Raw genomic sequence first — 14,267 nt, 5'->3', positions numbered from 1 at the left:
TTATTCCTCGATTTCATTCAAGTTGCGCCCCGCCAGCGCGGCTTTCACCGTCGAATCCAGGCGTCGGGCAGCAAAAGCATCGGTCACTTGCGACAGACGCTTGGTCTGCTGCTCGATGGCGTAACCATCGGTACCCTTCATCAGTTCGGACAGTTCCTGCATCTGCAACTCGATGACCATGCGCTCTTCGGCATCCAGCAGGCGCTCTCCATCAGCCTCCAGGGCGCCTTGCACCGCCTCGATCAGGCGCTGGGCATCGACCTGCTGCTCGCGCAGAACACGGGCAACCTTGTCGTCGCCGGCATATTGGAACGAGTCCTTGAGCATCTTGGCGATTTCGCCATCGGTCAGGCCATAGGACGGCTTGACCTGGATGCTGGCTTCAACGCCCGAACCCAGCTCGCGGGCCGCCACACTGAGCAGGCCATCGGCATCGACCTGGAAGGTCACGCGGATCTTCGCCGCACCCGCCACCATCGGCGGAATACCGCGCAATTCGAAGCGCGCCAGGGAGCGGCAATCGCTGATCAGCTCGCGCTCGCCCTGCAGCACGTGAATCATCATGGCCGACTGGCCATCCTTGTAGGTGGTGAAGTCCTGGGCACGGGCGACGGGGATGGTGGTGTTGCGTGGAATCACCTTCTCCATCAGCCCGCCCATGGTTTCCAGCCCCAGGGACAGCGGAATCACGTCCAGCAACAGCAGTTCGCCACCGTCGCGCTTGTTGCCGGCCAAGGTATCGGCCTGGATCGCGGCCCCGATGGCCACCACTTGATCCGGGTCGATTTCGGTCAACGGCTCACGCCCGAACATCTCGCCGACAGCCTGGCGCACGCGTGGCACACGGGTCGAACCGCCGACCATGACCACTGCCTGCACATCGTCGAGCTCGACATTGGAATCACGCACCGCACGGCGGCACGCCTTGAGGCTACGCGCAACCATAGGTTCGATCAGAGCGTCGAACTGCTCGCGAGTCAGCGCCGCGCGCCATTCGCCATAGACCACGTCCACCGAATCGGCGTGGGTCAGGGCTTCCTTGGCGGCGCAGGCGGTTTGCAGCAAGCGACGCTGCGCGCCTGGATCGAGATCGGCCGACAAACCGGCACTGTCAATGATCCAGCCGGCAATCGCGTGGTCGAAGTCATCGCCGCCCAGGGCGGTGTCGCCACCGGTGGCCAGCACTTCGAACACACCGCCAGTCAGGCGCAGAATGGAAATATCAAAGGTGCCGCCGCCCAGGTCGTAGATCGCCACCACGCCTTCGGCGTGCTGATCCAGGCCATAGGCCACCGCCGCTGCGGTCGGCTCGTTGAGCAAGCGCAGCACATTCAGACCCGCCAGTTTGGCTGCGTCCTTGGTGGCCTGGCGCTGCGCGTCGTCAAAGTAGGCCGGAACCGTGATCACCGCCCCCACCAACTCGCCACCCAAGGTCGACTCGGCGCGCTGACGCAACACCTTGAGGATTTCGGCGGAGACTTCGACCGGGCTTTTCGGGCCCTGCACCGTGTCGATGAACGGCATGTGCGACTCGCCATCGACAAAGCGATACGGCAGTTGCTCGCCCAATTGCTTGACGTCGGACAGACCACGACCCATCAAGCGCTTGACCGACAGCACGGTATTCAAGGGATCGGCAGACGCCGCCAGCCGGGCAGACTCGCCGACCTCGACACGATCAGCGTGGTAGCGCACGGCGGAAGGCAGGATTACCCGCCCATCAGCGTCCGCCAGCGGTTCGGAAAGACCACTGCGCAATGCAGCGACCAGCGAATTGGTGGTGCCCAAGTCGATCCCCACAGCCAGACGACGCTGGTGCGGTTGAGGACTTTGGCCGGGTTCGGCGATCTGCAGTAGGGCCATGGTAATCAGGTCTTATCTGTCTATCAGGCGTGCAACATGGGCAGCACTGGGTTAATCGTCGAGGCGCTCTTCTAACTGGCGCACTTCATACGTGAGCTTGTCGAGGAACTGCATGCGCCGCATCAGGCGTTCGGCCTGTTCGCGTTGCGCTGCATCATCCCAACAAGCTGCGAAGCTTTCGTTCAGCTCATCCTGCGCGACTTTCAGACGCCGTTTGAAAACCGCAACACCCGCCAGGTCGGCGCTGTCCTGCAGGTCTTCGAGCTCTTCGCGCCACTGCATCTGCTGCAGAAGAAACTCCGGATCATGCACCGTGACCTCCAGCGGCAACTCGCGACCGCCCATGGCGAGCAGGTAGCGCGCACGTTTGGGAGGGCTTTTGAGCGTCTGGTAGGCCTCGTTGAGGCTCGCGGATTGCTCGAGCGCCAGCCGCTGCTCACGCTCGGAAGCGTCAGCGAAACGGTCGGGGTGGACGCCGCGCGCCAACTCACGGTAGCGCGTAGCCAACTGCTCGAGGTCCAAGCGAAAGCTGGGCTGCAGTTCAAATAAAGCGAAATGACAAGGAGTACCCACAAGAAGCCTCAGATGTTGAAGCTTTCGCCGCAGCCACATTCACCGCGTACGTTGGGATTGTTGAACTTGAAGCCTTCGTTCAACCCTTCCTTGACGAAATCCAGTTCGGTGCCGTCCAGGTAGGTCAGACTTTTCGGGTCAATGATCACTTTCTCGCCGTGACTTTCGAACACCTGATCGTCTTCACCCACCTCGTCGACGAACTCCAGCACGTAGGCAAGGCCGGAACAGCCCGTGGTGCGAACACCCAGACGAATCCCATCACCCTTGCCGCGCCCGTTGAGGGATCGTCGCACGTGTTGAGCAGCCGCTTCTGTCATGCTGATAGCCATCGTGACTCCTTACTTGTCGCTCAATCTGTGAAAGCTGAATCCGAATGAATCAGATCAGGCCTTTCTTCTGCTTGTAGTCGCGAACAGCGGCCTTGATGGCGTCTTCCGCGAGTACCGAGCAGTGGATTTTCACTGGCGGCAGGGCCAGTTCTTCGGCCAGCTGAGTGTTCTTGATGGTCTCAGCCTCGTCCAGGGTCTTGCCCTTCATCCACTCGGTGGCCAGGGAGCTGGAGGCGATGGCCGAACCGCAGCCGTAAGTCTTGAACTTGGCATCTTCGATGATGCCTTGCTCGTTGACCTTGATCTGCAGGCGCATCACGTCGCCGCACGCCGGAGCGCCGACCATGCCAGTGCCGACATCAGGGTCTTCCGCGTTCATCTTGCCGACGTTGCGCGGGTTTTCGTAATGGTCGATGACCTTTTCGCTGTAAGCCATGATTCTTAATCCTCACTCATCAGAGAGTCGCTCTTGGGGTCCTGCAAATCGCCGTAATCGATACGTTCGGCAGAACCCGCTGGCGGCGACTTATATATCAGTGTGCCGCCCACTCGATTTTCGAGATGTCGACGCCGTCTTTGAACATGTCCCACAGCGGCGAAAGAGCGCGCAGCTTGGTGACGGCCTCGCAGACTTTCTGCGCGGCGTAATCGATTTCTTCTTCGGTAGTGAAGCGGCCGAAGGTGAAGCGGATCGAGCTGTGGGCCAGTTCGTCGTTGCGGCCCAGGGCGCGCAGCACGTACGAAGGCTCAAGCGAAGCCGAGGTGCAGGCCGAACCGGAGGACACTGCCAGGTCTTTGAGGGCCATGATCAGCGACTCGCCTTCAACGTAGTTGAAGCTCAGGTTCAGGTTGTGCGGTACGCGGGCGGTCATGCTGCCGTTGATGTACAGCTCTTCCAGATGCTCGACCTGCTTGTAGAAGCGGTCGCTCAGGGCCTTGATGCGCAGGTTCTCAGCAGCCATGTCTTCCTTGGCCACACGGAACGCTTCGCCCATGCCGACGATCTGGTGAGTGGCCAGGGTGCCGGAGCGCATGCCGCGCTCATGACCACCACCGTGCATGGTGGCTTCCAGACGTACACGCGGCTTGCGGCTGACGTACAGCGCGCCAATGCCTTTCGGACCGTAGGTCTTGTGGGCCGAGAACGACATCAGGTCGACTTTCAGCTTCTGCAGGTCGATATCGACCTTGCCAGTGGACTGAGCACCGTCGACGTGGAACAGAACACCCTTGGAGCGCGTCAGCTCGCCGATGGCGGCGATGTCGTTGATGGTACCGATCTCGTTGTTCACGTGCATGATCGACACCAGGATGGTGTCGTCGCGCAGCGCGGCTTCAACCATGGCCGGAGTGATCAGGCCATCTTCGCCCGGCTCGATGTAGGTGACTTCAAAGCCTTCACGCTCCAGTTGGCGCATGGTGTCCAGGACAGCCTTGTGCTCGATCTTGGAGGTGATCAGGTGCTTGCCCTTGCTGCCGTAGAAGTGCGCGACACCCTTGATTGCCAGGTTGTCGGATTCGGTGGCACCGGAAGTCCAGACGATCTCACGCGGATCGGCATTCACCAGGTCAGCCACTTGGCGACGGGCGTTTTCGACCGATTCTTCGGCCTTCCAGCCAAACACGTGAGAACGGGACGCCGGGTTACCGAAGTTTCCGTCGACCAGCAGGCATTCACTCATCTTTTGCGCGACACGCGGGTCAACCGGGGTGGTCGCTGAGTAATCAAGGTAAATCGGCAATTTCATGGACTCTCTCCTAAATCAGGCTGGCTGGCGTTCCGCTGGCTCTTTGGCTGTCATTCGACGGCGGACGCTTCGATCTTATCCAGGCGTGGCGCCTTGCCATTACAGCGGCGCTGATCCTGACGCTGGGCTACTTCTTGCACCTCACGGCGAGTCACAAGGTCAGCCAAGCTGATACCGCTCAGAAATTCGTGAATCTGCAGGCTCAGATCACACCACAAGTGGTGAGTCAGGCAGGTGTCGCCGGAATGGCAGTCACCCTGGCCCTGGCATTTGGTGGCATCGACCGATTCATTCACCGCGTCGATCACCTGAGCTACCTGGATTCCCTGCATGTCGCGCGACAGCTGATAGCCGCCACCCGGGCCACGCACACTGGACACCAGATTGCTGCGGCGCAGCTTGGCGAAGAGCTGTTCGAGATAGGACAGGGAGATGCCTTGGCGCTCAGAGATATCGGCCAGGGACACCGGGCCATGTTGCGCGTGCAACGCCAGGTCGAGCATGGCAGTTACCGCGTATCGGCCTTTAGTAGTGAGTCGCATGGACAATTACCACAGAGTGTTTCGGGATGAGGGCGAGTATGCAATACCCGAGTAATCGAGTCAACTATAAGACCAACTACTTTAGTCGGGTTTACCCGCAAAAGAGCGCGCGAATCATAGCAAAGTCTGCGACGTAATGGCACATCCCGGCGCTGACGGCCGACCTGCGGGAGATCAGACTACCATCAAAACGACATCATCCACCCCGCCCAACCAGGCTCGCTGGCGATCCAGCCGCCGATAATCCGAGGCAGATCGCCATCAATGCACATACATCGATTTGCGCCAGCAGCCTTAGCCGACCTGACTGTCGCCCTTGTCCTTGACCCCGGCAAAGTCCTCTTCGCGCAGTGCCGGCAGATCCTTGGCGCAATAGGTGCTGCCCAGGTCTTTCAACGCGCCGCACATGCCTTCAAGGCGACCATCGACCGCCTGCAAGTGATCCAGCAGCTGGCCAATGGCGCGAGCCACCGGGTCCGGCATGTCTTCGCTGACACCGTAGGCATCGAAGCCCAGCTTCTCGGCCATGGCCTTGCGCTTGGCTTCCTGCTCATCATCGGACTTGATAATGATGCGCCCGGGAATTCCCACCACGGTCGCGCCCGCGGGCACGGCCTTGGTCACCACCGCATTGGAACCGACCTTGGCCCCGGCACCGACAGTGAATGGGCCCAGGACCTTGGCGCCCGCCCCCACCACCACGCCATCTTCCAGGGTCGGGTGACGCTTGCCTTTATTCCAGCTGGTGCCGCCCAGGGTAACGCCCTGGTACAGGGTGACGTCATCGCCGATCTCGGCGGTTTCACCGATAACGATGCCCATGCCGTGGTCAATAAAGAACCGACGACCGACCTTGGCCCCCGGGTGAATCTCGATCCCGGTCAACCAGCGGCCGAAGTTCGAGACCAGCCGCGCCAGCCACTTCCACCCCATGCCCCACAGCGCGCCCGACAGGCGATGAATCCAGATGGCGTGCATGCCCGGGTAGCAGGTCAGCACCTCAAAGGCATTGCGCGCCGCCGGATCACGGTGAAAAACACTCTGGATATCTTCACGCAAACGCTCAAACATCTTCATTCTTCCGCTTGATGAGCTCGCCACGGGCCGCTTTCTGGGTCTCCGTGAGGATGCCTCGCAAAATATTCATTTCCGCCCGGCTGACCGAGCTGCGACCGTACAACCGACGCAGGCGCGCCATCAAGTGCCGCGGCTTTTCCGGATCGAGGAAGTCGATGGCCACCAGCGTCTGCTGCAGATGCTCGTAGAACCGCTCCAACTCATCCATGGTCGCCAGCTCATCGCTGCGCGGCGACGCCACTTCATCCTTCTCGACCTTGCTCGGCCGGCCTTCGGCCGCCAGCCAGGACATGCGCACCTCATAGGTCAACACCTGCACCGCCGTCGCCAGGTTCAGCGAACTGAACTCAGGGTCCGACGGGATATGCACATGAAAGTGACATCGCTGCAGCTCGTCATTGGTCAGGCCGGAGTCTTCACGGCCGAACACCAGGGCAATCTGCGCACCCTGCCCCGCCTCTTCCACCACCTTCAACCCGGACTCACGGGGGTCGAGCAAGGGCCAGGGAATACGCCGATCACGGGCACTAGTACCAAACACCAGGGTGCAGCCCGCCAGCGCCTCTTCCAGGGTGGCAACGACCTGCGCATTTTCCAGGATGTCCGTGGCACCGGAGGCACGGGCATCCGCCTCGTGGGACGGGAAAATCCGCGGTTCAACCAGCACCAGCCGCGACAGGCCCATGTTCTTCATGGCACGCGCAGCCCCACCGATATTCCCGGGATGACTGGTATTGACCAGGACGACACGAATGTTCTGCAGCAAGGGAGGCGCTCTCGGACACGGAAAGGGGAGCAAATCTTACAGAACAGCCAGCAGTCACGCCTCAAAAATAACCGTAAGCCCCGGATACACTCAGCGACACGCCCCTTACAGCGCCTTGCGCAAACGACCACTGGTCAAAAAGTGCGCACTTTTACTGGGTCAGCGCCCCGCTCAAAATGAGGAAAGCGAATGTCGACCTTCATCTGCAAAAGTTTTCTGCTAGAATGCTCGGCTTTCTTTAACAACCTTAGGTGACACATCCATGCAGCCAATGCTGAATATCGCGCTGCGCGCCGCCCGCAGCGCCAGTGAATTGATTTTCCGCTCCATCGAGCGCCTGGATACCATCAAGGTCGACGAAAAAGACGCCAAAGACTACGTATCCGAAGTTGATCGCGCTGCCGAGCAGAAGATCATCGATGCGTTGCGCAAAGCCTACCCAACCCACGGCATCCTCGGTGAAGAAACCGGCCTGCACGCGGGCAGCGGTGAAGGCGAAGAATACCTGTGGATCATCGACCCACTGGACGGCACCACCAACTTCCTGCGCGGCATTCCTCACTTCGCCGTCAGCATTGCCTGCAAATACCGCGGTCGCCTGGAGCACGCTGTTGTTCTGGACCCGGTTCGCCAGGAAGAATTTACCGCCAGCCGCGGTCGTGGCGCCCAACTGAACGGTCGTCGCCTGCGCGTCAGCGGCCGCACCAGCCTGGACGGCGCCCTGCTGGGCACCGGCTTCCCGTTCCGTGACGACCAGATGGACAACCTCGACAACTACCTGGGCATGTTCCGCGCCCTGGTTGGCCAGACCGCCGGTATCCGCCGCGCCGGCGCCGCCAGCCTGGACCTGGCTTACGTTGCCGCTGGCCGTTTCGATGCTTTCTGGGAGTCGGGCCTGTCCGAGTGGGACATGGCTGCAGGCGCCCTGCTGATCCAGGAAGCGGGCGGCCTGGTGAGCGACTTCACCGGCGGTCACGACTTCCTGGAAAAAGGCCACGTGGTTGCCGGCAACACCAAATGCTTCAAAGCGGTCCTGACCGCCATCCAGCCGCACCTGCCGGCTTCGCTGAAGCGCTAAGCGCCAGCGACAAAAAAGCACCCTACGGGGTGCTTTTTTTATGCCTGAAAATACTCAGCTCATAAAAAAGCCGCCCCTGAGGACGGCTCTTTTCAGGCCTGGAATTACTGACCCGGCTGTTCCTGACTTTGACTCAGGATCAACTTGCCTTCTTTATTGACCGGAATCTGGTTGCCCGGATCACGATCCATACGCACCTGGCCTTGCTTGCCATCCAATTCGTACTTCACGTCATAACCCACGACCTTGTCGCTGATGTCATTGACGGTGTTACAGCGAGTCTGAGTGGTGGTGTAGGTGTCACGCTCCTGCATGCCTTCCTGCACCTTGTTACCGGCATAACCGCCGCCTACTGCACCTGCCACGGTGGCGATCTTTTTGCCGTTGCCGCCGCCGATCATACTGCCCAGCAAACCACCGCCAACCGCGCCGGCCACCGTACCAAGGATCTGATGCTCATCCTTGACCGGGCGCTGACGGGTAACCGCGACGTCCTTGCAGACCTCGCGTGGAGTCTTGATCTGTTGCTTAACCGGCTGAACTGCCAGCACTTGCGCATACTCAGGGCCGCTTTTAACCAGGCTGTAGGTGGCAACAGCACCCCCGGCAGTCACACCGACAGCACCCAATACCGCACCAACCAGTAACGACTTGTTCACATGAACCTCCTGACCATCACAAGCGGGACAAGCCCGCGCTTCTCCCAGCCTTGGAGTAATAAAAAAGGCGCGAGTTCAATACTCGCGCCTTTTTAGGTGACAGCCGGAAGGTGATGACCGTTATGGGCGGTCGTCCACCTCCTTCTCGGTGTTGGCAGGAGGAATCAGATCCTCGCTGCTCAGGTTCAGCCAGATCAGCACCACGTTAGCGATGTAGATCGACGAGTAGGTACCCGCCAATACACCGACGAACAGTGCGATGGAGAAGCCCCACAGGTTGTCGCCACCGAAGAACAGCAGCGCAGCAATCGCCAACAAGGTGGAGATCGAGGTCGCCATGGTGCGCAACAGTGTCTGGGTGGTCGAGATGTTGATGTTCTCGATCAGGCTGGCCTTGCGCAGCACGCGGAAGTTCTCACGCACCCGGTCGAAGACCACGATGGTGTCGTTGAGCGAGTAACCAATGATCGCCAGTACCGCCGCCAACACCGTGAGGTCGAAGGTGATCTGGAAGAACGACAGGATACCCACGGTCACGATCACGTCGTGGACCAGCGAAACAATGGCACCGACCGCGAACTTCCACTGAAAGCGGAACGCCAGGTAGATCAGGATGCCGCCCAGCGCCATCAGCATGCCAAGGCCGCCCTGGTCGCGCAGCTCTTCACCCACCTGCGGGCCAACGAACTCGACGCGCTTGACCTGTGCCGGGTTGTCACCGCCAACCTTCTGCAAGGCGGCTGCGACCTGATGGCCCAGTTGCGGGTCTTCACCCGGCATCCGCACCAGCAGGTCGGTGGTTGCACCGAAGCTCTGCACGATGGCGTCGTGATAACCCGATTCGCTCAGTTGTGCGCGAACCTTCATCACATCCGCAGGACGCTCGTAGGTCAGCTCGATGAGCGTACCGCCGGTGAAGTCCAGACCGTAGTTCAGGCCCTTATGGAACCAGCTGAACAACGCCAGAACGGTAAGGAGCAATGTGACGCCGAACGCAACGTTGCGCACGCCCATGAAGTTGATAGTACGTAACATGGCAGCCCCTTAAATCCACAACTTCTTGAAGTCACGACCGCCGAAGATCAGGTTGACCATCGCACGGGTCAGCCAGATGGCCGTGAACATCGAGGTAAAGATCCCGAGGGACATGGTCACCGCAAACCCTTTGACCGGGCCGGTGCCCATGGCAAAGAGGATGCCACCGACCAGCAATGTGGTCAGGTTGGAGTCGAGAATCGCAGTGAATGCCCGGCCGAAGCCTTCATTAATAGCTCGCTGCACGGTCATGCCGGCGGCGATCTCTTCACGTATCCGCGAGAAGATCAGCACGTTGGCGTCCACCGCCATACCCATGGTCAACACGATACCGGCGATGCCTGGCAGGGTCAGCGTTGCTCCCAGCAGCGACATCAGGGCCAGCAGCAGCACCATGTTCAGCGCCAGCGCCACGGTGGCGATAACGCCAAAGAAGCGGTAGATGGCGATGATGAACAGCGACACGAACAGCATGCCCCACAGCGAGGCATCGATACCCTTGGTGATGTTGTCAGCACCCAGGCTCGGACCGATTGTGCGCTCTTCGGCAAAGTACATCGGCGCCGCCAGACCACCGGCACGCAGCAGCAGGGCCAGCTCGGAAGACTCGCCCTGGCCGTTCAGGCCGGTGATACGGAACTGACTGCCCAGCGGCGACTGGATGGTCGCCAGGCTGATGATCTTCTTCTCTTCCTTGAAGGTCTGGACCGGTACGTCTTTCTCGACGCCATCAACCACTTGCTTGGTGTAGGTGGTGGTCGGCTTCTGCTCGATGAAGATCACCGCCATGCTGCGGCCGACGTTGCTGCGAGTCGAACGACTCATCAGCTCGCCACCGTGACCGTCGAGCTTGATGTTCACCTGCGGACGACCGTGCTCATCGAAGCCCGCCTGGGCGTCGGTCACCTGGTCACCGGTGATGATCAGGCCACGCTCGATCAACGCGGGAGGACGATTGCCTTCACGGAATTCGAAAGACTCGGAAGTCGCCTTGGAAGCACCCGGCTCTGCAGCCAGACGGAACTCGAGGTTGGCGGTCTTGCCCAGGATCCGCTTGGCTTCAGCGGTGTCCTGCACGCCTGGCAGTTCAACCACGATGCGGTTGGCGCCCTGACGCTGTACCAGCGGCTCGGCCACACCCAGCTCGTTGACGCGGTTACGGACCGTGGTCAAGTTCTGCTTGATGGAGTATTCACGGATTTCCGCCAGCTTGGCCGGGGTCATCGCCAGACGCAGTACCGCCTGACCATTGAGGTCGGCCGGAACAATGTCGAAATCGTTGAAGTTCTTGCGGATCAGTGCACGGGCCTGTTCACGGGTCGCGTCGTCGCTGAAGCCCAGTTGAATGGCACCGTTGAGTTGCGGCAGGCTGCGATAGCGCAGGCGCTCTTTGCGCAACAGACTCTTGACGTCGCCTTCGTAGACTTTCAGGCGTGCATCGAGGGCTTTATCCATGTCCACTTCCAGCAGGAAGTGCACACCACCGGACAAGTCCAGACCCAGCTTCATCGGGTGCGCGCCGAGGTTGCGCAACCATTGCGGGGTGGTTTGTGCCAGGTTCAGTGCAACGACGTAGTCGTCACCCAGGGCCTTGCGTACGACGTCCTTGGCTGGCAGTTGATCTTCTTTATTGATCAGACGCAGCAAGCCGCCCTTGCCATTGGCCGCGATAGTGGCTGCCTTGACGTTGATCCCGGCGTCGGTGAGCGCTTTGCTCGCACGATCCAGATCAGCCTGAGTGACCTGCAACGCGGTGCTCGCACCGCTGACCTGAATGGCCGGATCATCAGGGTATAGATTGGGAGCGGAATAAATAAAACCGATCGCCAGCACCGCCAGGATCAGTACGTATTTCCACAGAGGGTATTTGTTCAGCATCACGCCGCCCGCTTATAACGCGGGGCGCCTTGCGCGCCCCGTCGATTGGTAAAAGATGAATCAGATCGCTTTCAGCGTGCCTTTTGGCAGCGTGGCGGCGATAGCGCCCTTCTGGAACTTCATCTCGATGGTGTCGGACACTTCCAGGACCACGAAGTCGTCGGTCACTTTGGTGATCTTGCCGGCGATGCCGCCAGTGGTCACAACTTCGTCACCTTTTTGCAGGCTGCCCAGCAGGTTCTTCTGCTCTTTGGCGCGCTTGGCCTGTGGACGCCAGATCATCAGGTAGAAGATGACCAGGAAGCCGACCAGGAAAATCCACTCGAAGCCGCCGCCCATAGGGCCTGCAGCAGGTGCAGCAGCGTCAGCCATGGCGTTAGAGATAAAAAAGCTCATTTAGCACTCCAGTTGCAAATATTGAATCTTGGGGTCAGAAAACTCAGTCCAAAGGCGGAACAGGGAGCCCGCGTTTGGCGTAGAAGGCATCGACAAAGGCGGCCAATGTACCCTGTTGAATAGCCTCGCGCAAACCAGCCATAAGCACCTGGTAATGCCGCAAATTGTGGATGGTATTCAACATGCTACCCAGCATTTCGCCGCACTTGTCCAGATGATGCAGATAAGCGCGGGAGAAGTTCTGGCAGGTGTAGCAATCGCAGGTCGGATCGAGCGGCGAATCATCATGGCGATGGAACGCGTTACGGATCTTCAGCACGCCAGTATCAATAAACAGATGCCCATTGCGGGCATTGCGGGTTGGCATCACGCAATCGAACATGTCCACACCGCGGCGCACACCCTCTACGAGATCCTCCGGTTTGCCAACGCCCATAAGGTAACGAGGTTTGTCTGCTGGCATCTGGCCCGGCAGGTAGTCCAGCACCTTGATCATCTCGTGCTTGGGCTCGCCCACCGACAGGCCGCCAATGGCCAGACCGTCGAAGCCGATCTTGTCCAGCCCCTCCAGGGAGCGCATGCGCAGGTCCTGGTGCATGCCGCCCTGGACGATGCCGAACAGCGCGGCGGTGTTGTCGCCATGGGCATTCTTGGAGCGCTGGGCCCAGCGCAACGACAGCTCCATGGAGATCCGCGCGACGTCTTCGTCAGCCGGGTACGGGGTGCATTCGTCGAAGATCATCACGATGTCCGAACCCAGGTCGCGTTGCACTTGCATCGACTCTTCCGGGCCCATGAACACCTTGGCGCCGTCCACCGGCGAGGCGAAGGTCACACCCTCTTCCTTGATCTTGCGCATGGCGCCCAGGCTGAACACCTGGAAACCGCCGGAGTCAGTGAGAATCGGGCCTTTCCATTGCATGAAGTCATGCAGGTCGCCGTGCTTCTTGATCACTTCGGTGCCGGGACGCAGCCACAGATGGAAGGTGTTGCCCAGAATGATCTCGGCACCGGTGGCGACGATATCCCGTGGCAGCATGCCCTTGACCGTGCCGTAGGTACCCACCGGCATGAACGCCGGGGTTTCCACCGTACCGCGGGGGAAGGTCAGGCGACCACGACGAGCCTTGCCATCGGTGGCCAGCAGCTCGAAAGACATACGACTTGTGCGACTCATTCTGTTTCCTCTGGGGCCGAATCCTTGGGAGCGGTTGGCGCAGGGTTACGGGTGATGAACATCGCATCACCGTAGCTGAAAAAGCGGTACCCATGCTCGACGGCGGCTTTGTAGGCGGCCATGGCCTCGGGATAACCGGCGAACGCCGAAACCAGCATCAACAGCGTGGACTCGGGCAAATGAAAGTTGGTGACCAGGGCGTCGACCACATGAAACGGCCGGCCCGGGTAGATAAAGATGTCGGTGTCGCCACTGAACGGCTTGAGCACACCATCGCGCGCGGCACTTTCCAGGGAGCGCACGCTGGTCGTGCCCACCGCCACCACCCGGCCGCCGCGCGCACGGCAGGCCGCGACCGCATCCACCACGTCCTGGCTGACTTCCAGCCATTCGTTATGCATGTGATGGTCTTCGATACGCTCCACGCGCACCGGCTGGAACGTCCCGGCACCGACGTGCAGGGTCACGAACGCGGTCTCGACGCCCTTGGCGGCAATCGCTTCCAGCAACGGCTGGTCGAAATGCAGCCCGGCAGTCGGCGCCGCCACCGCGCCCAGGCGCTCGGCGTACACCGTCTGATAGCGCTCGCGGTCCGCGCCTTCATCCGGGCGATCTATATAAGGAGGCAACGGCATATGGCCGACGCGATCGAGCAAGGGCAGCACTTCTTCGGCAAACCCCAGCTCGAACAGCGTGTCATGCCGAGCCAGCATCTGCGCCTGGCCGCCGCCCTCGATGAGGATCGTCGAACCTGGCTTGGGTGACTTGCTGGAGCGCACATGGGCCAGCACGCGATGACTGTCGAGCACCCGCTCCACCAGAATTTCCAGCTTGCCGCCGGACGCTTTCTGGCCAAACAGCCGTGCCGGAATCACCCGGGTATTGTTGAACACCATCAAGTCGCCCGGGCGCAAATGCTCAAGCAAATCAGTGAATTGACGGTGGGCCAGGGCACCCGTAGGCCCATCAAGGGTCAACAGGCGACTACCGCGACGCTCAGCCAGGGGATGGCGGGCGATCAGCGAATCGGGAAGCTCGAAGGTAAAGTCAGCAACGCGCATGATGGGGTTCGTCTAGCAGGGCCGGAAAGTTTAGCGGAAATAGCCAAAATTGACCATGAAAGCTGATTGACCAACGGTAATC

At 60.3% G+C, this 14,267-nt stretch carries 15 protein-coding genes; 1 reads left to right on the top strand and 14 read right to left on the bottom strand.

What is annotated here, in order from left to right; translation table 11 throughout:
* The 8 genes from hscA to trmJ all read right to left on the bottom strand — a co-directional run bounded on the left by hscA (position 1) and on the right by trmJ (position 6,901).
* Positions 1–1,863 (bottom strand): Fe-S protein assembly chaperone HscA, encoded by a 1,863-nt coding sequence (gene hscA, locus CF161_RS20265; protein WP_020298471.1) that lies wholly within the window; start codon positions 1,861–1,863, stop codon positions 1–3.
* 51 nt (positions 1,864–1,914) lie between these two features.
* Positions 1,915–2,436, bottom strand: a complete 522-nt coding sequence (hscB, locus tag CF161_RS20260) for a co-chaperone HscB (RefSeq protein ID WP_020298470.1) — start codon at positions 2,434–2,436, stop codon at positions 1,915–1,917.
* 8 nt (positions 2,437–2,444) lie between these two features.
* Positions 2,445–2,768, bottom strand: coding sequence for an iron-sulfur cluster assembly protein IscA (gene iscA, locus CF161_RS20255; RefSeq protein ID WP_020298469.1), 324 nt, complete (start codon positions 2,766–2,768; stop codon positions 2,445–2,447).
* A gap of 49 nt (positions 2,769–2,817) precedes the next feature.
* Positions 2,818–3,204, bottom strand: coding sequence for a Fe-S cluster assembly scaffold IscU (gene iscU / locus CF161_RS20250; RefSeq protein WP_007929523.1), 387 nt, complete (start codon positions 3,202–3,204; stop codon positions 2,818–2,820).
* Positions 3,205–3,301: 97 nt separating this feature from the next.
* Positions 3,302–4,516, bottom strand: coding sequence for an IscS subfamily cysteine desulfurase (locus CF161_RS20245; protein WP_020298468.1), 1,215 nt, complete (start codon positions 4,514–4,516; stop codon positions 3,302–3,304).
* Positions 4,517–4,566: 50 nt separating this feature from the next.
* Positions 4,567–5,058: a Fe-S cluster assembly transcriptional regulator IscR gene (gene iscR / locus CF161_RS20240; RefSeq protein WP_007956690.1), complete on the bottom strand. Its 492-nt coding sequence runs from the start codon at positions 5,056–5,058 to the stop codon at positions 4,567–4,569.
* A 294-nt stretch (positions 5,059–5,352) separates the two neighbouring features.
* Positions 5,353–6,129: a serine O-acetyltransferase gene (gene cysE, locus CF161_RS20235; RefSeq protein ID WP_020298467.1), complete on the bottom strand. Its 777-nt coding sequence runs from the start codon at positions 6,127–6,129 to the stop codon at positions 5,353–5,355.
* The gene (gene trmJ, locus CF161_RS20230; protein WP_020298466.1) at positions 6,122–6,901 is read right to left on the bottom strand and encodes a tRNA (cytosine(32)/uridine(32)-2'-O)-methyltransferase TrmJ; all 780 of its coding nucleotides are present in this window, start codon (positions 6,899–6,901) and stop codon (positions 6,122–6,124) included. Before trmJ ends, cysE begins: the two co-directional genes overlap by 8 nt.
* Before the next feature lie 262 nt (positions 6,902–7,163).
* Between trmJ and suhB the strand changes: the two genes are divergently transcribed.
* Complete coding sequence (suhB, locus tag CF161_RS20225) at positions 7,164–7,979, top strand: inositol-phosphate phosphatase (protein WP_020298465.1); 816 nt, start codon at positions 7,164–7,166, stop codon at positions 7,977–7,979.
* 104 nt (positions 7,980–8,083) lie between these two features.
* Here the strand turns inward: suhB and CF161_RS20220 are convergent, their stop codons facing one another.
* The 6 genes from CF161_RS20220 to queA form a co-directional block, all read right to left on the bottom strand.
* Positions 8,084–8,638 (bottom strand): glycine zipper 2TM domain-containing protein, encoded by a 555-nt coding sequence (locus tag CF161_RS20220; RefSeq protein ID WP_020298464.1) that lies wholly within the window; start codon positions 8,636–8,638, stop codon positions 8,084–8,086.
* 120 nt (positions 8,639–8,758) lie between these two features.
* Positions 8,759–9,673 (bottom strand): protein translocase subunit SecF, encoded by a 915-nt coding sequence (gene secF, locus CF161_RS20215; RefSeq protein WP_020298463.1) that lies wholly within the window; start codon positions 9,671–9,673, stop codon positions 8,759–8,761.
* A gap of 9 nt (positions 9,674–9,682) precedes the next feature.
* The gene (secD, locus tag CF161_RS20210; RefSeq protein WP_020298462.1) at positions 9,683–11,551 is read right to left on the bottom strand and encodes a protein translocase subunit SecD; all 1,869 of its coding nucleotides are present in this window, start codon (positions 11,549–11,551) and stop codon (positions 9,683–9,685) included.
* Between the two features lie 60 nt (positions 11,552–11,611).
* Positions 11,612–11,947, bottom strand: a complete 336-nt coding sequence (gene yajC / locus CF161_RS20205; protein WP_043229921.1) for a preprotein translocase subunit YajC — start codon at positions 11,945–11,947, stop codon at positions 11,612–11,614.
* A 43-nt stretch (positions 11,948–11,990) separates the two neighbouring features.
* The gene (tgt, locus tag CF161_RS20200) at positions 11,991–13,106 is read right to left on the bottom strand and encodes a tRNA guanosine(34) transglycosylase Tgt (RefSeq protein WP_020298460.1); all 1,116 of its coding nucleotides are present in this window, start codon (positions 13,104–13,106) and stop codon (positions 11,991–11,993) included.
* Between the two features lie 14 nt (positions 13,107–13,120).
* Complete coding sequence (gene queA / locus CF161_RS20195; protein ID WP_020298459.1) at positions 13,121–14,185, bottom strand: tRNA preQ1(34) S-adenosylmethionine ribosyltransferase-isomerase QueA; 1,065 nt, start codon at positions 14,183–14,185, stop codon at positions 13,121–13,123.
* Between the last annotated feature and the right edge of the window lie 82 nt (positions 14,186–14,267).

It is taken from the genome of Pseudomonas sp. CF161 (assembly GCF_000416215.1).
Classification (GTDB): domain Bacteria; phylum Pseudomonadota; class Gammaproteobacteria; order Pseudomonadales; family Pseudomonadaceae; genus Aquipseudomonas.
The sequence above is the reverse complement of the archived record's forward strand: the minus strand, read 5'-3'. Positions and strand labels throughout refer to the sequence as shown.